Origin of the sequence: Streptomyces sp. NPDC050147 (assembly GCF_040660195.1) — a bacterium.
In the GTDB taxonomy this organism is placed as follows: Bacteria; Actinomycetota; Actinomycetes; order Streptomycetales; family Streptomycetaceae; genus Streptomyces.
The window spans coordinates 21,084-40,826 of the sequence record NZ_JBFALJ010000023.1; the positions used below are offsets into that span (position 1 = coordinate 21,084).

Below are 19,743 nucleotides of genomic sequence, written 5' to 3' on the forward strand. Positions count from 1 at the left end.
CGTCCCCAGGGGGACACCGCGCCCTTCGTACGTCTCGCTCAGGTCTCCGTCCGGTACATCAGATCCGTCTCGTGCGTGACGAACCCGAGCCGTTCGTAGACGCTCACCGCCGCCTTGTTGTCCGCGTCCACGTACAGCATCGCGGTCGGCAGGCCCGCTGCCGCCAGGTGGTTGAGGCCGATGGTCGTCAGCGCCTTGCCGAGGCCGCCGCCCTGTGCGCCGGGCCGCACACCGAGGACGTACACCTCGCCGAGGCCTTCGTCCGCGTGCACCTTGGTCCAGTGGAAACCGACGAGCTCGCCGTCCTTGACCGCCAGGAAGAAGCCCGCCGGGTCGAACCACGGTGCGGCCTTGCGATCGTCCAGGTCGCGCTGGGTGAGGGAGCCCTGCTCGGGGTGGTGCGCGAAGGCGTCGGCGTTCACCGCGAGCCAGGCCGCGTCGTCCTCGCCGGGAACGAAGGTGCGTACGGAGATGCCGTCGGGCAGCACCGGCTCCGGCAGGGCCAGGTCCGCCAACGAGCGCCGCATCTGCCGCAGTTCGCGGAAGAGGGTGAGCCCGAGGACCTGCGCGAGGTGCCGCGCGGCCGAGTGACCGCCGTGCGCCCAGATCCGCAGCCGGCGGCCGGACTCGGCGAGCAGCGCGGTGCCCAGCGCCCGGCCGTGCCCGCGCCCGCGGTGCGCGGGGTGCACGACGAGTTCGGCGGCCGGCGCCTCGATGGGGTCGGTGTCCTCCAGCTGCGCGTACCCGACGAGTTCGTCGCCGAGGGTGAGCAACAGATGCCGCACCCCGTCCCGCGCGCCTGCCCGCAGCTGCAGCCGCCCCTGCTCGGACACGGCCTGCTGGCCGTCCGTGCGGGCCGCTTCCGCGATGAGCGCGAGCACGGCGTCGGCCTGGTCGGAGGTGAGGGCGGCGACCGTGTCGATCTGCCGCAGGGTGGCGGGAGGCTGCTGCTCGTCAGTCATGGAGTCGAGGGTACGGCGGCGGCCGGTCGAGCAGCAGATCACGGACGTACTCACACCCCGCGGGGGAGTGCACCACGGCGCACGCGCCGCTCGCGCCGCGCCCGGTCACCTTCGCCCCCGTACGCCGTCTCGCTTGCCCGAAGTGTCCGCAACGCCCCCGCCGTGCCCCCGACGGCAACCACCTCGTAACCCGTGACCCCCTGTCGCGCTACGCGCGTTGACTCTAGGCTGCGCGGTGTTTCACCACCCTCAGCCGTTCAGATCAGACCTCTCCCAGGGGGAAACGTGCCAGCCACTCCTCAGCCACGTCGGCCAAGACGCCGCGCCACCCGTGTGCTCGCCGCCGCGGCCGGTCTCGCCACGCTCGGTGCGTTGGCCGCCGCGCTGCCCGCGAGCGCGGGGCAAGGCCAGACGGGCGCGGCGGACGCGTCGGGCAAGAAGCGCACCGTCGACGTGCAGTTGCTGTCCTTCAACGACTTCCACGGCAATCTCCAGCCGCCGGCCGGATCGTCGGGCCAGGTGACGGAGAAGCAGCCCGACGGGTCCGAGAAGAAGATCGACGCGGGCGGCGCCGAGTACCTCGCCACGTCTCTTCGTACGGCCCGCAAGGGCAACCCTTACAGCGTCACGGCGGCGGCCGGTGACCTCATAGGCGCGAGCCCGCTGCTGTCCGGCCTCTTCCACGACGAGCCGACGATCGAGGCGATGAACAAGCTCGACCTCGACGTCACCAGCGTCGGGAACCACGAGTTCGACGAGGGGGCCAAGGAACTGGCCCGCATCCAGAACGGCGGCTGCCACCCCAAGGACGGCTGCTTCGAGAAGGGCAAGAAGTTCCAGGGGGCCGACTACCCCTACCTCGCGGCCAACGTGACCGACGAGAAGACGGAACGGCCCGTCCTCAAGCCGTACTGGGTGTGGAAGCACAAGGGCGTCAAGGTCGGCTTCATCGGCGTGACCCTGGAGGGCACGCCCGACATCGTCTCGGCCGACGGCGTCAAGGGGCTGAAGTTCCACGACGAGATCGAGACGGTCAACAAGTACGCCAAGGTCCTCGACAAGCAGGGCGTGAAGTCGATCGTCACGCTCATCCACGAGGGCGGCGCCCCCGCGAGCCAGGCGTACAACTACAACTGTGACTCGCCGGGCGCGGGCGACGGCATCTCGGGTCCGATCACCACCATCGCCAAGGGCATCACGCCCAAGGTCGACGCCCTGGTCACCGGCCACACGCACTCCGCGTACGTCTGCACCGTCCCGGACCCGTCGGGCAAGCCCCGCATGGTCACGTCCGCCTCGTCCTACGGGAAGCTCTACACGGACACGACGCTCACGTACGACCGCAGGACCAAGGACATCGTCCGTACGTCGGTGAAGTCCGCGAACCACGTCGTCAGCCGTGAGCAGGCCAAGGCCAAGGACATGACCTCGCTCATCGAGCGCTGGAACACGCTGGCCGAGCCCGTCGCCAACAAGCCGGTCGGCTTCATCTCCGGAGACATCCCGGGCCGTGGCGCCGGAGTCCCCGAGTCGCCGCTCGGCGACCTGATCGCGGACGCGCAGCTCGCGCACGGCAAGTCGATCGACCCGGAGACCGATCTGGCGCTGATGAACCCCGGCGGCATCCGCTCCGACCTCGTCTTCAAGGCGAGCGGAAGCGAGGGCGACGGGGTGGTGACGTACGGCGAGGGCTTCACCGTCCAGCCGTTCAGCAACACGGTCAACCTCGTCGATCTGACCGGCGCGCAGCTGATCACCGGGCTCAAGCAGCAGGTGAGCGGGTCGAACGAGGCATCCCCGAAGATTCTGCAGGTCTCGGACGGCCTGACGTACACGCTCGACATGACGAAGTCCGGCGCGGACCGTGTCGTGACGGACTCGATCAAGCTGGGTGGGGCGGCGATCGATCCGGCCGCCACGTACCGTGTGGCGATGAACTCCTTCCTCGCGGGCGGCGGCGACGGCTTCGCCGAGCTCGGCAAGGGCACGAAGCCGCTGGTCGGCAGCGATGACCTGAAGGCGTTCAACGACTACCTGACCGCCAACTCCTCGGCGGACAAGCCGATCGCGCCGCCCAAGGCGGACAGGATCACCGTCGTGAAGTGAATCGTGAAGTGAATGACGCGTTAACAGACGCGCTCAGTAAGCGGCCCATATCGGCGGTTACTGGGCGTAAGGCTTGGGGTGGGGTGTGAACGTATGGTGAAATCAGCTGATGCGTTCCCCCCACCGCATAGCCACGCTTCCGCCCGATCACAACCAGGCCTCTCCGTCTGATGGTTGGCACGCCGAATCGGTTCCCCCAGAAGCATCAGCGGCACCTGAGACGCCCGCGGAGACCACCGCTCCGCTCAATCCGTACGACGAGCTCGGCGCCCTGGCAGGACCGAACCCGCTGGAGGGCTTCCTCCGCGAGACGGACGACGACAACGCTGCCGCGGCCGACAAGGCCGACACTCCCTGGCAGCCGCCGAACCACCGCCGCGGCAGCCGCGGCCGAGGCCGCAGCCGCCGGCGCAACCGGTTCGCCGGGCTCCCGCTCGCGGGCAAGGCCGTCGTCGCCCTCGTGGTCCTCGCCGCCTTCCTCGCGCTCGGTGACCGCTGGGCCCTGCTCTACGCCGAGCACGAGGCCGCGGAGAAGCTCAAGGACACCATGCACCTGAGCGCCGCGCCCGAGGTCGACATCGAGGGCTTCCCCTTCCTGACCCAGGTTCTCGACAAGCGCGTGGACAAGGTCAAGGTCACCGTCCCGGACGTCGCGGCCGACCGGATCTCGCTCGCCCAGGTCACCGCCACCGCCACGGACGTGACGATCACCGGCGACGGCCCCACCGACATCAAGGGCGCCCTCATCGGGGAGATGAAGGGCGAGGTGCTGCTCTCCTTCGACGACCTGAACCGTGAACTGGGCGCGTCGCAGGTCACGTTCACCGGCCGCGGCAGCGACGAGGTCCTCGCGCGCGGCACGCTGCCCGTCGCGGGCCATGACCTGAAGCTGCGCGCCGACGCCCGCATCCAGCGCAACGGCGACCGCGGCATCTCCACCGACATCGGCAGGATGAGCCTGCAGATCGGCGACCTGGCGACCTACCGTCCCGGCACCCGCGAGTCGGAGGGCCTGCACCTCAGCAAGAAGTCCGCGGACCGCCTCGCCCAGGAGACCGCCAAGGCGAAGGCGCTGCTCTCCGTCCCCTCGATCGTCAAGCGGCTCGGCGTCCCGGACTCCGTGGTCGGCGGCGCCCTGAAGAGCGACACCAAGCTCCACGACCTCGTCGGATCGCCGCGCTTCATCAACGACGTGATGGGCCTGAACCTCATCGACGTCGCGATGGGCCACCCCGAGCTCCTGAAGAAGCTGGGCCTGGACCCGGCGCTCCTCAAGGGCCTCTCCCAGCTCACCCGCCCCGTCCTCACCGACCGGCTGACGCTCGCCTTCCAGCTGCCGAAGCTGCCGGGCAAGGGAAACGTCTGGCTGCGGGACGTGAGCGTGCGGCAGGACGGCATCCGGGTGCGGCTGAGCGGTACGGGGCTGGGGATCGGCAAATAGCAGGGGCTCAGGTGGCGGGGGGCGGCGTCGGCGCGCCGGGCAGGCGGACCGTCGCCACCGTGCCGCCGCCCTCCGCGTGCTGGAGCGCGACCTGGCCGCCCGACTGGTGCACGGTGCGGGCCACGATGGACAGGCCGAGGCCCGATCCAGGAAGACCGCGGGCCGACGGGGAACGCCAGAACCGGTCGAAGACGTGCGGGAGTTCGTCGGCGGGGATGCCGGGGCCGTGATCGCGGACGGTCAGCGCGCCGTCCTTCAGGGCCACCTCGACGGCGGAGCCCGGGGGCCCGAACTTCACCGCGTTGTCCAGGATGTTCACGATGGCCCGCTCCAGGGCCGCGGGCTCCGCGCGTACGTACCAGGGGGCCAGGTCCGCGGCGAACGTCAGCTCCGGCCCGCGCAGGCGAGCCCGCTCCAGGGCGGAATCCACGACCTCGTGCAAGGCGATGACCTGCACCTTTCCGCTCTGCCCGGCGTCCGTGCGCGACAACTCCTGCAAGTCCCCGATCAGCGAGGCCAGTTCGGTCATCTGCGCCGTCACCGAGGCGAGCAGCGCCTTGCGGTCGTCGGGCGGGATGGCCCGGCCGGTGTCCTCGCTGCGGGCGAGCAGCTCGATGTTCGTACGGAGCGAGGTGAGGGGGGTGCGCAGCTCGTGACCGGCGTCGGCGATGAGCTGCTGCTGGAGGTCGCGGGACGAGGCGAGCGATGCGGTCATGGAGTTGAAGGAGCGCGAGAGCCGGGCGATCTCGTCGTCGCCGTCGACGGGGATGCGGAGGTCGAGGTCCTCGGTGCGGGCGACGTGCTCGACGGCCGCGGTCAGTTCGTCGACCGGACGGAGCCCGGTACGGGCCACCCAGAGTCCGGCTGCGCCTGCGCCGATGACGCCGATGCCGGCGACGAGGACGAGGACGAGGACGAGGTTGCCCAGGGTGTCGTCGACCTCGCTGAGGGGCCGGGCCACGGAGACCGCGAGGGGCTGCCCGTCCAGGGGGTAGGTGAGGACGCGGTACTTGGCACCGTTCGACGCCGTGGCGGTGTGGATGGCCTGGGTGGACTCGCGGTCGGCGACATCGACGTCCGCGGGGGAGACCTCGATGGACTGCTTGCCGGAGATGACGCAGCTGTTGCCCTTGCGGTCGACGACCTGGACCGTCGACTTGAACGGGTTCGGGTCGTTCTCCTGGTTGCTGATGACCGATGCGTGACGACACTGCCCGGACCCGTCGATCAGGCTGAGTACGAGCTGATCCGGCACGCGGTTGGAACTCAGCGCCTCGTCCAGCGAGCTGATCAGCGCGGTTCGCACCACGAACCAGCACACGACCGCGGCCGCCGCGACCGCCAGCGCCACCGCCGTGGCCACCAGCATGGCGAGGCGTGAACGGAGCGGCAGCGCACGGAAGCGGCGGATCAGCCCCCTCACTCGGCCCCCCCGCCGGAACCCGGCCGCAGCACATACCCCACACCCCGCACCGTATGCACGAGGCGAGGCTCGCCTCCCGCCTCCGTCTTGCGGCGCAGGTACATGACGTACACGTCCAGGGAGTTGGAGGACGGCTCGAAGTCGAAGCCCCAGACCGCCTTCAGGATCTGCTCCCGCGTGAGCACCTGACGCGGATGCGCGAGGAACATCTCCAGCAAGGTGAACTCCGTGCGGGTCAGCTCCACCGTGCGCGCCCCGCGCGTCACCTCACGCGTCGCGAGGTCCATCCGCAAATCCGCGAAGGCGAGCGTGTCGCCCTCCTCGGCCTGCCCCGCGCCCGCGGCGTACGAACTGCGGCGCAGGAGCGCCCGGATGCGGGCGAAGAGCTCGTCGAGCTCGAACGGCTTGACCAGGTAGTCGTCGGCGCCCGCGTCGAGCCCCGTGACGCGATCGCCGACCGTGTCGCGCGCGGTGAGCATCAGGATGGGCGTGAGGGAGCCGGTCGCGCGCAGGCGGCGCGCGGCGGTGAGGCCGTCCATGCGGGGCATCTGGATGTCGAGGACGACGAGGTCGGGGCGGTAGGCCGCCGCCTTCTCCAGCGCGTCGGCGCCGTCGACGGCGACCTCCGTGCCGTACCCCTCGAAGGCGAGACTGCGCTGCAGCGCCTCCCGCACGGCGGGCTCGTCGTCGACGATCAGGATGCGCAACTGTTCGCGGTCGCCTTCGGCGGGGCTCATCGGCTTGGTACTTCCTCGGGTACGGAGTGGTGGACGGGGCCGGTATCAGCCTCGCACGCGCGCGCGGGACGTGCGCCGTGCGGCGGGCCGGGACGGTGTCCTGGCCGTGGCCACCTCGGGGGCGCGGGCGGCGGTGGCGCCGTGCAGTTCCCCGGCCACGGCGAGGGGGAGGCCGAGCCCGGCCGGGTCGGTGTCCGGGCGGCCCCAGCCGATGGTGACGGCGAGGGCGTGCCGGGCGCGGTTGACGGTGATGGCTGGACCGGGCATGAGGGCCTCCAGGGGCCGGCGAAGCGAGTGGACGGGGTCAGTCGGTCGAGCCGGACCGCAGGGTGTCGAGGTCGGCCTTGACCGTGTTGACCGGGATGGCGAAACCGAGTCCGACACTGCCCGAGCCCGACTGGGCGCCGCTCTGGGACGAGGAACTGGGCGAGTACATCGCGGAGTTGATGCCGATGATGTTGCCGTTCATGTCGATGAGGGCGCCGCCGGAGTTCCCCGGGTTGAGCGAGGCGTCGGTCTGCAGGGCCTTGTACGTGGTCTTCGACGAGCCGGTGTCGCCGTTGAACTGCTCGCCGCCGTACTCGAACGGCCAGCCGCCACCGCCCTGCTGCTGTCCCTGGTCCTCGTCCGTCGACACGGTGACGTCCCGGTCGAGGGCGGAGATGATGCCGCTGGTGACGGTGCCGGTCAGGCCCTCGGGGGAGCCGATCGCCACGACGTCGTCGCCGATCTTGACGTTGTCGGAGTCGCCGAGGCTCGCGGGCTTCAGCCCGGAGGCGCCCTCGGCCTTGATGAGCGCCAGGTCCTTCTTGCTGTCGGTGCCGACGACCTCGGCGTCGTACGTCTTCCCGTCGTCCGTCGTCACCTTGACCGACGAAGCGCCGGAGATCACGTGGTTGTTGGTGATGATCTCGCCGCCCTCCGTGATGATCACGCCGGAGCCGGTGGCCTCTCCCGAGCTGGACTTGGCGCTGATCTCCACGATGCTGGGGCTGACCGCCTCGGCGACGCCGGAGACGGTGCCCTTCTTGCTGGTGGGCACGACGGTCGTGTTGGTGGCGCTGCTCGACGTGGTGTCCTTGCCGGTCAGCTCCTGGAAGGCGTAGGCGGTGCCGCCGCCGACGGCTGCCGCCGCGATGGCGACCGCGGCGAGCAGGGCCAGAGGGCCCCTGGCTCGCCGCCGCGGGGGCTTCGGCGGCTGCGGCTCCTCCGGTGCGAAAGCGGGCGGGGGCGGGTACGCGCCGCCCTGCGTACCGCCCTGATGAACAGGCGCTGACGACTGCTGCTGCTGGGGGTACTCGCCGCTGTGGCGGAAGGTGTCGGTCATGGAATCCAGGCTGCGGGGCGTTCATGAGAGGCGGCTGAGTACGCCCTGAGAACACCGGTAGAACCGTGTATGCCCCTTATAAAGCCGCCGCGTTCCAGGGACTCATGCCTCCGGGCGCGGGCGTGGCCGCAGCAAGCCCGCCCCCTGCGGGTTAATCGGGTAGCTGGGCGGGAGAGGGTGTTCGTCCAGGAGGGACCGCCGGAGCACGTGTCATGTCCCGGCGGCAGCGCCAAGAGCGCGCTAGTGGCAGCCGCAGGACTGCCGGACCACGAGCCGGGACGGGAACAGCTTCAGCCGCTCCCGGCGCGAACCGGCGACCCGAAGCCCGTCGTCCAGGACGAGGTCCACCGCGGCCCGCGCCATCGCGGGGCGGTCCGAAGCCACCGTCGTCAGCGGCGGATCCGTGAGCCCCGCCTCCTTGACGTCGTCGAAGCCGGCAACCGCCAACTGTTCCGGAACGTCGATCCGAAGCTCCCGCGCGGCCCGCAGGATGCCGATCGCCTGGTCATCGGTGGAGCAGAAGATGGCCGTCGGCCGGTCCGGCCGGGCCAGGAGCTCCAGCGCCATCTGATACGCGTCGTACCGGTTGTACGGGGCCTCGAAGAGCCGCCCCTCCACCGAGCGCCCGGCCTCCCCCATCGCCCGCCGCCAGCCCTCGACGTGGTCGGAGACGGGGTCGCCGACGGTCGGGGTCTCGGCGGTGCCGCCGACGCACGCGACGTACTCATGGCCGTGTTCGAGGAGATGCCGGGTGGCGAGCTGCGCGCCGCCCAGGTCGTCCGTGACGACGGCCACGTCGTCGATCCCCTCGGGCCGCTCGTGAAGGAGCACGACCCGCGCGTCCCACGCGTCGATCTCGGCGGCAGCCGAGTCTGTCAGGGCGTGGCTGACGAGGATGAGCCCGGAGACCCGCATGCCGAGGAACGCCCGCAGATAGTGGGTCTCGCGTTCGGCGACATAGTCCGTGTTGCCGACGAGCACCATTTTTCCGCGCTCGGAGGCCGCCTGCTCCACGGCGTGCGTCATCTCCCCGAAGAACGGCTGCCGCGCGTCCGGCACGATCATGCCTATGAGGTCGGTCCGCCGCGACGCCATGGCCTGGGCGACCCGGTCGGGCCGGTACCCCAGCTCTTTGATCGCGGCGAGTACACGCTCGCGCGTGGCCGGGGCAACCGGCCTAGGTCCGTTGTTGATGACATAGCTGACGACGGCGGTGGAAGTACCCGCAAGTCGCGCCACGTCATCCCGAGTCACCTTGGCCACGCGCGGAGTCTACGCGGATGGAACTACCGCTGGGCAGGTCGTACGGCAGCTTCCTTCGGCTCGGACGCGGCCGGTGCCTCGTCCCGCTTCGGGATCTCCCGGTGCTCACCCTCGGCCGGCGGCGTCGCGGCCTTCGCCTTGGCTTCGTCGGTGGCCCGTTCGACCTTCTCCGGAGTGACGAAGCGGTAGCCGACATTGCGGACGGTGCCGATGAGCGACTCGTGCTCGACACCGAGCTTCGCGCGAAGCCGCCGTACGTGTACGTCGACCGTGCGCGTCCCGCCGAAGTAGTCGTAGCCCCAGACCTCCTGGAGCAGCTGGGCCCGCGTGAAGACCCGCCCGGGGTGCTGCGCGAGGTACTTGAGCAGCTCGAACTCCTTGAAGGTCAGGTCGAGGACCCGGCCCTTCAGCTTCGCGCTGTACGTCGCCTCGTCCACGGAGAGATCGCCGTTGCGGATCTCCATGGGGGAGTCGTCGGCGGTGATCGACTGGCGGCCCATCGCGAGCCGCAGCCGCGCCTCGACCTCGGCCGGTCCCGCGGTGTCCAGGAGTACGTCGTCGATGCCCCAGTCGGCGGTGACGGCCGCGAGGCCGCCCTCCGTGACGACGAGGACCAGCGGACAGCCGGGTCCCGTGGAGCGGAGGAGCTGGCAGAGGCTGCGGACCTGCGGCAGGTCACGCCTGCCGTCGATCAGGATGACGTCGGCACCAGGGGTGTCGACGAGGGCCGGGCCTTCGGCGGGGGCCACCCGCACGTTGTGCAGCAGCAGGCCGAGGGCGGGAAGCACCTCCGTCGACGGCTGAAGGGCATTGGTGAGGAGCAGCAGAGAACTCATCGCCGCCCGCCCCCAAGCTCTCGGCTTCGCTCGACCAGGGGGGACCCCCGGCCTGGCTCCGTCCTACGGTTGTGCACGTTTCGCTCGCCCATAACGTCGGTTCCTCCTCGGTCCCTGCGAGGACGTTTACGGCACTACTTCGTACTGGTACTGCCGTGATTCCGGGGCCCGCGCCCTGGGCCTGAACGCGCTGTCGTGTACAACGCGTCTGAAAGCACGAAAGGACCCGGGGGCTTCGCTGCCCGGATCCTCTGCCAAGGAGAATAGCCCACATGAGTTCCGGTCCGGCAGGTCAAGTCGCACGATCTTCTGTGCGGCCGATCACTCGCGTTCAGCGGAGCGCAACGCTCCGTACACGGGACGGCGTCGCCATCGACGCTCTGTACGAGCCCGGTCCCGCCCCGGACACGGACCTCGCGATCGTGATCGCGCACGGCTTCACCGGAGACCGGGACCGGCCGCACGTGCGGCGGGCGGCGGGCGTCTTCGCCGAGGCCGCGGCCGTGATCACGTTCTCCTTCCGGGGCCACGGTGCGTCCGGCGGGCTCTCCACGGTCGGCGACCGCGAGGTGCTCGATCTGGCGGCCGCGGTGGAGTGGGCGCGGTCCATCGGCCATGCACGGGTGGTGACCGTGGGCTTCTCGATGGGCGGTTCCGTGGTGCTCCGGCACGCGGCGATGGCAGGTGCGATGCACGGGGGGCGCACGGAAGCGCGGGTTGACGCGGTGGTCGCGGTGAGTGCTCCGGCCCGTTGGTTCTACCGGGGGACCGCGCCGATGCGGCGGCTGCACTGGGTGGTGACGCGGCCCGTGGGACGCGTGGTGGGCCGGGTGGGCCTGCGCACGCGAATCCACCCGCACGAGTGGGACCCCGTCCCGCTGTCGCCGGTGGAATCGGTCCCGCTGATCGCGCCCACGCCGCTGCTCATCGTGCACGGCGACCGTGACCCGTACTTCCCCGTGGACCACCCCCGGATGCTGGCCGCCGCCGCCCGGGGCGGAGCGGAGCTCTGGCTGGAGAAGGGCATGGGCCACGCGGAGAACGCGGCGGACGACGCGCTGCACGGTCGGATCGCCGAGTGGGCCACGGCATCATGGACGTCGGCAACCGCCGAAGGGTCGGCAACCGCCGAAGGAGAGGAGCTGCCATGGTGAACGGCACCATTCGTTACTGGGCCGCGGCCAAAGCAGCCGCAGGTGTCGCGGAAGAGCCGTACGCCGCGACGACGCTGGCCGAGGCGTTGGACGCGGCGCGCGAGCGACACCCCGGTGAGCTGGTCCGTGTACTGCGGCGATGCTCGTTCCTCATCGACGGCGACCCCGTGGGTACCCGTGGGCATGAGACGGTACGGCTGGCCGAGGGCGGCACGGTCGAGGTGCTCCCGCCGTTCGCAGGAGGGTGAGCAGCGATATGAGCGATCAGCGGTATGAGGGGTACGGGGAGCAGCAGCCGTACGGGGACTACGACCCGTACCGGCAGGAGTATCCCCCTGAGCAGGTGCAGCAGCCTTACCCGCCTGAGCAGCAGTATCAGTACCCGCAGCAGTCGGCCTACCCGCAGCAGCCGTACTCCCAGGACGCTTACACCCAGCAGTGGGAAGGGCAGACCTGGGACACCCAGATCCAGCCCTCACCCGCGGTGGGCGTGACGGAGACGGCCTATCTGCCTCCGCAGGCTTACGGGCAGCCGCAGCCGCAGCCGTCACCGCAGCCGCAGCCGCAGCCGCAGCCGTCGCCCGGTCACCCGGAACCCGGCAGCTTCGGTGGCCACACCCACCCGGCGACACGCCTGCCCGTCGCGGAAGACGCGGGGCCCGAGCCCACAGCAGACCCCGCCACCTACGGCCCCTCCACCACCACCGGCAACCCCCGTGTCACCGACGCCCAGCGCGCCCGGGCCGAAGGGCGGTCGCCGGTCATAGAGCCGGGGATCCAGCCCGCCGCGCTGACCGCCGTGCTCGGGCTGCTGCTCGCCGGTACGGCCGCCATCGGGCAGTACGCACTCCTCGTACCCCTCGTCCTGCTGCAGGCCGTCACCGCCGCCGGGTGGTTCCGGCTCAACGGGATGTGGCCCGCCCGGCAGGGCATCGCGCTCGCCTTCCTGGGCGGTCTTGTCGCCGACATCGCGCTGCTCGTCACCGGCAAGGCGAACGCGCCCGCCGCGATCCTGGGCACCCTGGGCGTCTGGGTCCTGCTCGTTCTCGTCCTCCAGCTGCGCAGCCGCGCCTCCGCCGACGAGCGGATGTCCGGCCTGATGGCGACCGTCGCCTCCGCCGCGCTCGCGATCACCGCGACCGGGCACCTCGCGGCGTCGGACGACGCCGTGACGGTGGGCGGCATCGCCGTCGCGGTCGCCGTGATCGCCCGCGCGCTGCCCCTGCCGACGCCCGCTTCCGTCGTCGTCGCGCTGCTCGCGGCGGCCGGCGCCGGTATCGCCGTCGGGGGCGCGACGGACTTCGGCGGCAAGGGCGCGCTGCTCGGCCTCGGGGCCGGTGTCTGCGCGCTGATCGGCCACCGGGTCGCCAGCTACGACTACCCGTCCCGCTTCGTACACATGACGGCGGGTGTGGCCCTGCCGCTCGCCGCCGCGGCTCCCGCCGTCTATGTGCTCGGCCGTGCCATCGGCTGACACACAGGCTGAACGGCGGCGCAGGCCGATCGTCACAGCTGATCGACAGGTCCCCGGCCGGGCACTCCGGCCGGGGACCTGTCCTTTAGGCTCGCGGCAACGACAGCCAAGCGGGGGTACAAGGTGGGGGAACACCGGACATGAAGCGCTCCGTACGAATACTTCTGATCGTCCTCGTGATCCTGGGGGGTCTCTTCGTGGGCGCCGACCGCCTCGCGGTGGGCTTCGCCGAGGACGAGGTGGCGGAGAAGCTGCGTACCAGTGAAGGGCTCAGCGAGACGCCCGACGTCTCCATCAAGGGCTTTCCCTTCCTGACCCAGGTCGCGGGCGGCACGCTCGACGACGTCGAGATCGGCATCGAGAACTACGACGCGGCCTCCGGCTCCGACAAGATCCGCATCGCCGATCTGACCGCCCGGATGCAGGGCGTCGAGTTCTCCGGCGACTACAGCTCGGCCACCGCCGACAAGGCCACCGGCACCGCCCGGATCTCGTACGACGAGCTGCTCAAGCAGGCGCAGGGCGAGCCGGTCGAGCTGCCGCTCGGCGCCACCGGCAAGGTGGTCGGGCTCTCGGACGGCGGCGGCGACAAGATCAAGGTCGAGGTCGAGGTGAGCAAGGGCGGCGCGAAGCTGCCCAAGCCGGTGCACGTGCTGAGCTCGGTGCGGGTCGAGGGCGACACGATCAAGGTGAACGCCGACGAGATCCCGAAGAAGTTCGAGGTCATGGGCGTCTCGATCCCCCTCCCCGAGGGCATGGTCCGTGATGTGACCGACTTCGAGGAGAAGGTCAGCGGCCTGCCGGGCGGCATCAAGATCGATGGGGTGGAGCCGGCGCAGGACGGCGTGGACATCTCGGTCGAGGGTGCGAACGTGAGGCTCGCGGGCTGAGGCCCTGATCCGGAGCCCTGAACGGCGAACGGCCGCGTGGAGCGGCCGTTCCGCAGTACGAGACGAAGCCGTCCGCGCGGTGGATGTGACAGAGGCGCAGGCAGCCCTCCGTCCCCGCGCGGACGGCTTTTCCGTTCACCGAATCCCACCATGCGGATGATCCCGTCTCATCATCCGACATGCCGGTGACACGGCCACCCTTGCGTCCTTACGATCGGACGCATGCAGCGACAGGCGGACCTCACGAAGCGGCGGGCAGTAGACCTGTGCCGCGTCGCCGCCATGCTCTGTCGCACCTTCTGAGCGGGAGCTCCGACTCCCGTATCCCCCCGGCCCGTTGACACCGTCAGGGCCACCCCGTGCCGCGTACGCAGCGCCACCGCGCAGTCACAGTCGTACGTGGGCATCCCCTCGCACAGCACCGCAGCACCGCAGCCCCGCCGCAACTGCCCCGGAGGAGAAGAAGTATGAGCCGCAGCGACGTCCTGGTAGACGCTGACTGGGTCGAGGCCCACATCGACGACCCGAAGGTTGCCATCGTCGAGGTCGACGAAGACACCTCCGCGTACGACAAGAACCACATCAAGAACGCGATCCGCATCGACTGGACCGACGACCTCCAGGACCCGGTCCGCCGCGACTTCATCGACCAGGAGGGCTTCGAGAAGCTCCTCTCGGCCAAGGGCATCGCGAACGACACGACCGTCGTCCTCTACGGCGGCAACAACAACTGGTTCGCGTCCTACGCCTTCTGGTACTTCAAGCTCTACGGCCACCAGGACGTGAAGCTCCTCGACGGCGGCCGCAAGAAGTGGGAGCTCGACTCCCGCGACCTGGTCGACGGCTCCGAGGTTCCCAGCCGTCCGGCCACCTCGTACAAGGCCAAGCCCCAGGACACCTCGATCCGCGCCTTCCGCGACGACGTCGTCTCCGCGATCGGCTCGCAGAACCTGGTCGACGTGCGCTCGCCCGACGAGTTCAGCGGCAAGCTGCTCGCCCCGGCCCACCTCCCGCAGGAGCAGTCGCAGCGTCCGGGCCACGTCCCGTCCGCGCGCAACATCCCGTGGTCGAAGAACGCCAACGACGACGGCACCTTCAAGTCGGACGACGAGCTCAAGGCCCTCTACGAGGACGAGCAGGTGGACCTGGAGAAGGACACGATCGCCTACTGCCGCATCGGTGAGCGCTCCGCCCTGACCTGGTTCGTCCTGCACGAGCTGCTCGGCCAGACCAACGTCAAGAACTACGACGGCTCGTGGACCGAGTACGGCTCCCTCGTCGGCGTGCCGATCGAGCTCGGCGCCAACAAGTAATCCTCCCCGCCCCCTCGGCAGTGACCAGTTAGGACGAACGCATATGTGTGGAGCGAAGGCCGGCGGCCCTGACGCCTCGACGATCAAGCCCGGCGAGACCACCATCCAGGGCCAGGTGACCCGCGACGGTGAGCCCGTCAGCGGCTACGTACGCCTGCTCGACTCGACCGGCGAGTTCACCGCCGAGGTCCCGACCTCGGCCACCGGCCAGTTCCGCTTCTACGCGGCCGAGGGCACGTGGACCCTGCGCGCCCTCATCCCGGGCGGCACGGCCGACCGCACCGTCGTGGCCCAGACGGGCGGCTTGGCGGAGGTCGCGATCGCGGTCTGACGACAGCGATCAGCGATCGCTGAACGGCCGGAGGGCCGCACCCCAGGGGGTTGGACGCCACTGGATCGGGGTGCGGTCCTCCGGCTTACGCTGGACGTATGTACGCGCGAAGGCGGCACGCCTACTTCGCCATGATGGGGACGTGCATCGCGCTCTTCGTCCTGGCGTGGGGCGTGGTGCGGCTCTGGTCCGTCCCCGTCGCGGTCGGGATGTGCGTCGTGGCGATGGTGATCCCGCCGGTCGCCGCCATGGTCGCCAACCGGCGCGGTCCGGACGACCGCTGGTGGGACGACCCCTCCGGTGACTCGAAGTCCGACGAGTGGTGGGACGAGCTGGACGGCAAGCGGCGGCCCCGTCAGTAGCGGCCGGACACGCCGGCGGCGACCTGCCCCGTCAGTACACGAGCGCCTGCGTGCCGTCTGCCAGGGCCTCCTGCACGAACACCTGCGCGCCCGCGATCCGCACCCCCTTGATGACGTCCTTCTCGGTGATCTCCCGCCGCGCCGCGCACTGCGTGCAGAGCGTGATCTGTCCCGCGGCCACGATCGAGTCGATCAGACCGGGCAGCGGTGCCGCGTGCGGCAGTTCGAACTCCGCCGCGCGCCCCGGCAGCGCGAACCACGACGACTCACCGGTCAGCCAGAGCGAGACCTCCACCCCGCTGGCCACGGCCACGGCCGCCACCGTGAAGGCCTGCGAGCAGCGCTCGGGAGCGTCGGCCCCGGCGGTCACCTTGATCACGAGCTTCTTCGCCATGGCCGCATCGTATGGCCATGGGCGCGGTCACCCGTAAGGCCACCTCGCAGCGAACGGCGGGGTCCGCACGACTACAGTGGGATCGGCTCTGATACCTGCCCCCCAGCTCACCCCATAGTTCACCGAGGAGCACCCCGTGCTTGAGGCCTTCTTCTCCGCCCTGCTGGTTCTGGTCTGCATCGGCGTTCTCGCGTTCGCCGGCCTGACCGTGAAGAAGCTGTACCAGGGTCAGCGCTGAGCCCCGTACGCCCCGTACGCCACCTAGAGATCGTCTGAGCTTCCCATGATCGAGATTCCGTCCGACCTGCACCCCGACCTCGTGCCCCTCGTTTGGCTCCTCGGCAACTGGGCCGGCGCGGGCGTCACCGACTTCCCCGGCGCCGAGAAGGCGAATTTCGGCCAGGAAGTGTCCTTCTCCCATGACGGGCGGGACTTCATCGAGTACCACTCGCACACGTGGGTGCTCGACGCCGAGGGCAACAAGGTCAAGCCGCTGGAGTCCGAGTCGGGCTTCTGGCGCATCGACAAGGACCGCAAGGTCGAGACCGTGATGGTCCGTGACGACGGCGTCGTCGAGGTCTGGTACGGCGAGCTCGCCGACCAGAAGCCGCAGATCGACCTGGTCACGGACGCGGTCGCCCGCACGGCGGCCTCCGGCCCGTACACCGGCGGCAAGCGTCTGTACGGGTATGTGAAGGGCGACCTGATGTGGGTCGGCGAGAAGCAGACCCCCGAGGTGCCGCTGCGTCCGTACATGTCGGCGCAGCTGAAGAAGGTCGTCACGCCCGAGGACGTCGCCGAGATGGCCAGGGGCCTGGGCGATCTGCCGGACGACGGCATCGCCTTCTTCAAGTAGGTCCCGGGCCTTCTTCCAGCAGGTCCCGGGCTCTTCCCGGGGCCGCTTCCCCGGTGGGCCTAGACTGGCCGGTGTGGCGAGCACCGATTCCGACTGGAAGAGCGACCTGCGACAGCGCGGCTACCGTCTGACGCCGCAGCGCCAGCTGGTCCTCGAAGCCGTCGACACCCTTGAGCACGCGACCCCCGACGACATCCTCTCCGAAGTGCGGAAGACGGCGTCGGGGGTCAACATTTCCACGGTCTACCGCACCCTGGAGCTCCTGGAGGAGCTGGCTCTGGTCAGCCACGCGCATCTGGGGCACGGCGCGCCGACGTATCACCTCGCGGACCGCCATCACCACCTGCACCTGGTGTGCCGGGACTGCACGAACGTCATCGAGGCGGACGTCTCGGTGGCCGCGGAGTTCACCGCGAAACTGCGGGAGACCTTCGGGTTCGACACGGATCTGAAGCACTTCGCGATCTTCGGGCGCTGCGAGAACTGCTCCGGAACGGAGCCCCAGCGCTCCGACAAGGAACCCGAGCGCTCCGACAAGGAATAAGAGCGCCCGCCACCGGGTCGTAGTGTGGGTGAACATGAAGAGCCCCCTCCTGTCCCTGCCCGGCGCCGTCCCCGCCGAGGGCGTGGACGAAGGCGTCGCCGCCCACTACGGCGATCTGTTCCCTGAGCAGCGCGCCCTCGCCGACGGCAACGGTTTCGTCGACCTCTCGCACCGCGGCGTCGTCACCGTCTCCGGCCCCGACCGGCTGAGCTGGCTGCACCTGCTGCTCACGCAGCACGTGGCCGAGCTGCCCGTCGGCCAGGCCACCGAGGCGCTGATCCTCTCCGCGAACGGCCACATCGAGCACGCCCTCTATCTCGTCGACGACGGCGAGACCGTCTGGGCGCACGTCGAGCCCGGCACGCAGGACGCGCTTGTCGCGTACCTGGAGAGCATGAAGTTCTTCAACCGGGTGGAAGTCGCCGACCGTACGGACGAGTTCGCGGTCGTTCATCTGCCGGCCGGTTCGATCGCCGCGGTCCCGGAAGGCGTCGCCGTACGTGAGACGGCGCACGGCCGAGATCTTTTCCTGCCGCGTGCGTCCCTGGAGTCGTACGCCGCGGAGAACGGCCCCGCGGTCGGCATCCTCGCCTACGAGGCGCTGCGTGTGGAGACGCACCGGCCGCGGCTCGGCTTCGAGACGGACCACCGCACGATCCCGCACGAGCTGGGCTGGATCGGCACGGCGGTGCATCTGCAGAAGGGCTGCTACCGCGGCCAGGAGACGGTCGCCCGCGTGCAGAACCTGGGCAAGCCCCCGCGCCGCCTGGTCTTCCTGCACCTGGACGGCAGCGAGGTCCACCTGCCGGTGGCAGGCACGGAGCTGCGGCTTGCTTCGGAGGGCGAGGAGGGCCGGAAGCTGGGCTTCATCACGACGGCGGTACGCCACCACGAGCTGGGCCCGATCGCGCTGGCCCTGGTGAAGCGGAACGTGCCGCTGGACGCGGGGCTGCTCGCGGGGGCGGTGGCGGCTTCCCAGGAGGTCGTGGTGGAGCCGTAGAGCTCTGGGGTAATCGGGTGGCTGGGCGGGTGAAAATCCGCCGGGAAGCGGCGGTTCAGTTCGCGGTCACATCTCCAGCAGCACCGTGAACGGCCCGTCGTTCGTCAGCGAGACCCGCATCTGGGCGCCGAAGCGCCCCGTCGCCACCGTCGCGCCCAGGGAGCGCAGTTGGGCCACGACCTCGTCGACCAGGGGCTCGGCGACATCGCCGGGCGCGGCGGCGTTCCAGGTGGGCCTGCGGCCCTTCCTGGCGTCGCCGTACAGCGTGAACTGGCTGATGACCAGCAGCGGCGCGTCGATGTCCGAGCAGGACCTCTCGTCGGTCAGCATCCGAACGGACCAGAGTTTGCGGGCCAGTTGCGCCGCCTTCTCCTTGGTGTCCTGGTGGGTCACGCCCACCAGGACGCACAGTCCCTCGCCGTTGATCTCGCCGACCGTCTCGGGGCCGTTGTCGCCCTCGACGACGACGCTCGCCCCGTCCACTCTCTGCACCACAGCACGCATACGGCCCATCATGCCTGCTCGGCCGCCTGCTCCGAACGGCCGTGACGCGCCGCCGAACGCGCCGCCCATGGGGTGTCCTGAACCCCCCATCTGGGGCCGATTAGGGGCACTCGCTCACATAGCGGCCACCGGGGGTGGCACCATGCTCACACGCGGTGTACCGCGCCGGTCGAGGGGACGGTAGGGCCACAATGAGCACACCAAGTACGGGACAGCCGCCCGGATCTGTGTCGCTGACGCGCATGAGCGCTGCGCGACGTACGAACGTGCCGCGCCCGCCCACTCAGCGCACGGGCAGTGCGGTGCTGTCCGAGCAGCCAGCGCCCGACCTCGCCGCGCTGCTCCTGCGCGAGCTGCGTGAGCTGCGCAGGGCCGCGCAGCAGAACGAGGCGGACCTGAGCTATGTCCGGCGCCTGCTCCAGGGCCGGATCGACATTCTGCGGGCGGAGGTGGCGCGCCGTAAGGACCCGGCGGCGCCGAAGCCGGAGGGGCCGCTCGTGCACCGGCTCTCCGAGATCCTCATGGACGGGCCGGCCCGGCACCGCTCGTCGGCCCGGCATGTGACGCTGGGCACTCCGCACAGCGCGGAGGTCGGCCTCCTGGCGACGGAGATGCTCGCCGAGGTGGAGCTCTCCGACCTGGACGCCCGCACGGACGACGAGCTGCACACGGCCATGGGACGTCTCGTCCGGTACGAGCAGCAGGTGTCCCGGCGGCGCCAGCAGCTTCAGCGCACGGCGGACGATTGCAGCGCTGAGATCGCCCGCAGGTACCGTGAAGGCGAAGCACAAGTAGACGACCTGCTCGCGTGACCCGGTGATCCCGG

23 protein-coding genes are annotated in these 19,743 nt (G+C 70.3%); 14 read left to right on the forward strand and 9 right to left on the reverse strand.

Going from position 1 to position 19,743, the window contains the following annotated elements; genetic code table 11:
- Window positions 1–38 precede the first annotated feature (38 nt).
- Entirely contained in the window at window positions 39–962 is a 924-nt protein-coding gene (mshD, locus tag AB0I94_RS29780) for a mycothiol synthase (protein ID WP_363312790.1), read from the reverse strand.
- 285 nt (window positions 963–1,247) lie between these two features.
- Between mshD and AB0I94_RS29785 the strand changes: the two genes are divergently transcribed.
- A complete protein-coding gene (locus tag AB0I94_RS29785; RefSeq protein WP_363312791.1) occupies window positions 1,248–3,068 on the forward strand; it encodes a bifunctional metallophosphatase/5'-nucleotidase in 1,821 nt (606 codons plus the stop codon).
- 109 nt (window positions 3,069–3,177) lie between these two features.
- On the forward strand, window positions 3,178–4,509 hold the full coding sequence (locus AB0I94_RS29790; protein ID WP_363312792.1) for a DUF2993 domain-containing protein: 1,332 nt from the start codon (window positions 3,178–3,180) through the stop codon (window positions 4,507–4,509).
- A 7-nt stretch (window positions 4,510–4,516) separates the two neighbouring features.
- On the opposite strand, the gene AB0I94_RS29795 is transcribed toward AB0I94_RS29790, so the two are convergent.
- From AB0I94_RS29795 to AB0I94_RS29820, 6 genes are all read right to left on the reverse strand, one after another.
- The gene (locus AB0I94_RS29795; RefSeq protein ID WP_363312793.1) at window positions 4,517–5,932 is read right to left on the reverse strand and encodes a HAMP domain-containing sensor histidine kinase; all 1,416 of its coding nucleotides are present in this window, start codon (window positions 5,930–5,932) and stop codon (window positions 4,517–4,519) included.
- A complete protein-coding gene (locus AB0I94_RS29800; protein ID WP_363312794.1) occupies window positions 5,929–6,669 on the reverse strand; it encodes a response regulator transcription factor in 741 nt (246 codons plus the stop codon). The genes AB0I94_RS29795 and AB0I94_RS29800 overlap by 4 nt, the downstream gene beginning before the upstream one ends.
- A 45-nt stretch (window positions 6,670–6,714) precedes the next feature.
- Complete coding sequence (locus AB0I94_RS29805) at window positions 6,715–6,936, reverse strand: hypothetical protein (protein WP_363312795.1); 222 nt, start codon at window positions 6,934–6,936, stop codon at window positions 6,715–6,717.
- Window positions 6,937–6,973: 37 nt separating this feature from the next.
- Window positions 6,974–7,996, reverse strand: a complete 1,023-nt coding sequence (locus AB0I94_RS29810; RefSeq protein ID WP_363312796.1) for a trypsin-like peptidase domain-containing protein — start codon at window positions 7,994–7,996, stop codon at window positions 6,974–6,976.
- A gap of 240 nt (window positions 7,997–8,236) precedes the next feature.
- The gene (locus tag AB0I94_RS29815) at window positions 8,237–9,259 is read right to left on the reverse strand and encodes a LacI family DNA-binding transcriptional regulator (RefSeq protein WP_363312797.1); all 1,023 of its coding nucleotides are present in this window, start codon (window positions 9,257–9,259) and stop codon (window positions 8,237–8,239) included.
- A gap of 23 nt (window positions 9,260–9,282) precedes the next feature.
- Window positions 9,283–10,095, reverse strand: coding sequence for a response regulator transcription factor (locus AB0I94_RS29820; protein ID WP_363312798.1), 813 nt, complete (start codon window positions 10,093–10,095; stop codon window positions 9,283–9,285).
- 272 nt (window positions 10,096–10,367) lie between these two features.
- Here AB0I94_RS29820 and AB0I94_RS29825 point away from each other — a divergent pair, with 272 nt between their 5' ends.
- From AB0I94_RS29825 to AB0I94_RS29860, 8 genes are all read left to right on the forward strand, one after another.
- Window positions 10,368–11,249: an alpha/beta fold hydrolase gene (locus AB0I94_RS29825; RefSeq protein ID WP_363312799.1), complete on the forward strand. Its 882-nt coding sequence runs from the start codon at window positions 10,368–10,370 to the stop codon at window positions 11,247–11,249.
- The gene (locus AB0I94_RS29830; protein ID WP_160505846.1) at window positions 11,243–11,497 is read left to right on the forward strand and encodes a MoaD/ThiS family protein; all 255 of its coding nucleotides are present in this window, start codon (window positions 11,243–11,245) and stop codon (window positions 11,495–11,497) included. Before AB0I94_RS29825 ends, AB0I94_RS29830 begins: the two co-directional genes overlap by 7 nt.
- Before the next feature lie 8 nt (window positions 11,498–11,505).
- Window positions 11,506–12,723: a hypothetical protein gene (locus AB0I94_RS29835; protein ID WP_363312800.1), complete on the forward strand. Its 1,218-nt coding sequence runs from the start codon at window positions 11,506–11,508 to the stop codon at window positions 12,721–12,723.
- Between the two features lie 140 nt (window positions 12,724–12,863).
- Complete coding sequence (locus AB0I94_RS29840; protein ID WP_363312801.1) at window positions 12,864–13,613, forward strand: DUF2993 domain-containing protein; 750 nt, start codon at window positions 12,864–12,866, stop codon at window positions 13,611–13,613.
- Between the two features lie 222 nt (window positions 13,614–13,835).
- Complete coding sequence (locus tag AB0I94_RS29845; RefSeq protein ID WP_351007875.1) at window positions 13,836–13,916, forward strand: putative leader peptide; 81 nt, start codon at window positions 13,836–13,838, stop codon at window positions 13,914–13,916.
- A gap of 164 nt (window positions 13,917–14,080) precedes the next feature.
- Window positions 14,081–14,926, forward strand: a complete 846-nt coding sequence (locus tag AB0I94_RS29850) for a sulfurtransferase (RefSeq protein WP_363312802.1) — start codon at window positions 14,081–14,083, stop codon at window positions 14,924–14,926.
- A 43-nt stretch (window positions 14,927–14,969) separates the two neighbouring features.
- Complete coding sequence (locus AB0I94_RS29855) at window positions 14,970–15,257, forward strand: DUF1416 domain-containing protein (RefSeq protein WP_160505842.1); 288 nt, start codon at window positions 14,970–14,972, stop codon at window positions 15,255–15,257.
- 98 nt (window positions 15,258–15,355) lie between these two features.
- Entirely contained in the window at window positions 15,356–15,619 is a 264-nt protein-coding gene (locus AB0I94_RS29860) for a DUF3099 domain-containing protein (protein ID WP_363312803.1), read from the forward strand.
- A gap of 31 nt (window positions 15,620–15,650) precedes the next feature.
- On the opposite strand, the gene AB0I94_RS29865 is transcribed toward AB0I94_RS29860, so the two are convergent.
- On the reverse strand, window positions 15,651–16,013 hold the full coding sequence (locus AB0I94_RS29865) for a DsrE family protein (RefSeq protein WP_363312804.1): 363 nt from the start codon (window positions 16,011–16,013) through the stop codon (window positions 15,651–15,653).
- Between the two features lie 283 nt (window positions 16,014–16,296).
- Between AB0I94_RS29865 and AB0I94_RS29870 the strand changes: the two genes are divergently transcribed.
- The 3 genes from AB0I94_RS29870 (at window position 16,297) to AB0I94_RS29880 (ending at window position 18,413) form a co-directional block, all read left to right on the forward strand.
- Entirely contained in the window at window positions 16,297–16,869 is a 573-nt protein-coding gene (locus tag AB0I94_RS29870; RefSeq protein ID WP_363213162.1) for an FABP family protein, read from the forward strand.
- Window positions 16,870–16,942: 73 nt separating this feature from the next.
- The gene (locus AB0I94_RS29875) at window positions 16,943–17,413 is read left to right on the forward strand and encodes a transcriptional repressor (protein WP_363312805.1); all 471 of its coding nucleotides are present in this window, start codon (window positions 16,943–16,945) and stop codon (window positions 17,411–17,413) included.
- 34 nt (window positions 17,414–17,447) lie between these two features.
- Complete coding sequence (locus tag AB0I94_RS29880; protein ID WP_363312806.1) at window positions 17,448–18,413, forward strand: folate-binding protein; 966 nt, start codon at window positions 17,448–17,450, stop codon at window positions 18,411–18,413.
- Between the two features lie 66 nt (window positions 18,414–18,479).
- On the opposite strand, the gene dtd is transcribed toward AB0I94_RS29880, so the two are convergent.
- Entirely contained in the window at window positions 18,480–18,917 is a 438-nt protein-coding gene (dtd, locus tag AB0I94_RS29885; protein WP_363312807.1) for a D-aminoacyl-tRNA deacylase, read from the reverse strand.
- Between the two features lie 191 nt (window positions 18,918–19,108).
- Between dtd and AB0I94_RS29890 the strand changes: the two genes are divergently transcribed.
- The gene (locus tag AB0I94_RS29890) at window positions 19,109–19,729 is read left to right on the forward strand and encodes an ABC transporter substrate-binding protein (protein ID WP_363312808.1); all 621 of its coding nucleotides are present in this window, start codon (window positions 19,109–19,111) and stop codon (window positions 19,727–19,729) included.
- Window positions 19,730–19,743 lie beyond the last annotated feature (14 nt).

Excerpts from the sequence above, each read along its gene's own strand:
- mshD (WP_363312790.1), bottom strand. The coding sequence starts at position 962 with ATGACTGACGAGCAGCAGCCTCCCGCCACCCTGCGGCAGATCGACACG.
- AB0I94_RS29790 (WP_363312792.1), top strand. The coding sequence starts at position 3,178 with ATGCGTTCCCCCCACCGCATAGCCACGCTTCCGCCCGATCACAACCAG.
- AB0I94_RS29800 (WP_363312794.1), bottom strand. The coding sequence starts at position 6,669 with ATGAGCCCCGCCGAAGGCGACCGCGAACAGTTGCGCATCCTGATCGTC.
- AB0I94_RS29805 (WP_363312795.1), bottom strand. The coding sequence starts at position 6,936 with ATGCCCGGTCCAGCCATCACCGTCAACCGCGCCCGGCACGCCCTCGCC.
- AB0I94_RS29810 (WP_363312796.1), bottom strand. The coding sequence starts at position 7,996 with ATGACCGACACCTTCCGCCACAGCGGCGAGTACCCCCAGCAGCAGCAG.
- AB0I94_RS29820 (WP_363312798.1), bottom strand. The coding sequence starts at position 10,095 with ATGAGTTCTCTGCTGCTCCTCACCAATGCCCTTCAGCCGTCGACGGAG.
- AB0I94_RS29825 (WP_363312799.1), top strand. The coding sequence starts at position 10,368 with ATGAGTTCCGGTCCGGCAGGTCAAGTCGCACGATCTTCTGTGCGGCCG.
- AB0I94_RS29830 (WP_160505846.1), top strand. The coding sequence starts at position 11,243 with ATGGTGAACGGCACCATTCGTTACTGGGCCGCGGCCAAAGCAGCCGCA.
- AB0I94_RS29835 (WP_363312800.1), top strand. The coding sequence starts at position 11,506 with ATGAGCGATCAGCGGTATGAGGGGTACGGGGAGCAGCAGCCGTACGGG.
- AB0I94_RS29840 (WP_363312801.1), top strand. The coding sequence starts at position 12,864 with ATGAAGCGCTCCGTACGAATACTTCTGATCGTCCTCGTGATCCTGGGG.
- AB0I94_RS29845 (WP_351007875.1), top strand. The coding sequence starts at position 13,836 with ATGCAGCGACAGGCGGACCTCACGAAGCGGCGGGCAGTAGACCTGTGC.
- AB0I94_RS29850 (WP_363312802.1), top strand. The coding sequence starts at position 14,081 with ATGAGCCGCAGCGACGTCCTGGTAGACGCTGACTGGGTCGAGGCCCAC.
- AB0I94_RS29855 (WP_160505842.1), top strand. The coding sequence starts at position 14,970 with ATGTGTGGAGCGAAGGCCGGCGGCCCTGACGCCTCGACGATCAAGCCC.
- AB0I94_RS29860 (WP_363312803.1), top strand. The coding sequence starts at position 15,356 with ATGTACGCGCGAAGGCGGCACGCCTACTTCGCCATGATGGGGACGTGC.
- AB0I94_RS29865 (WP_363312804.1), bottom strand. The coding sequence starts at position 16,013 with ATGGCGAAGAAGCTCGTGATCAAGGTGACCGCCGGGGCCGACGCTCCC.
- AB0I94_RS29870 (WP_363213162.1), top strand. The coding sequence starts at position 16,297 with ATGATCGAGATTCCGTCCGACCTGCACCCCGACCTCGTGCCCCTCGTT.
- AB0I94_RS29880 (WP_363312806.1), top strand. The coding sequence starts at position 17,448 with ATGAAGAGCCCCCTCCTGTCCCTGCCCGGCGCCGTCCCCGCCGAGGGC.
- dtd (WP_363312807.1), bottom strand. The coding sequence starts at position 18,917 with ATGCGTGCTGTGGTGCAGAGAGTGGACGGGGCGAGCGTCGTCGTCGAG.
- AB0I94_RS29890 (WP_363312808.1), top strand. The coding sequence starts at position 19,109 with ATGAGCACACCAAGTACGGGACAGCCGCCCGGATCTGTGTCGCTGACG.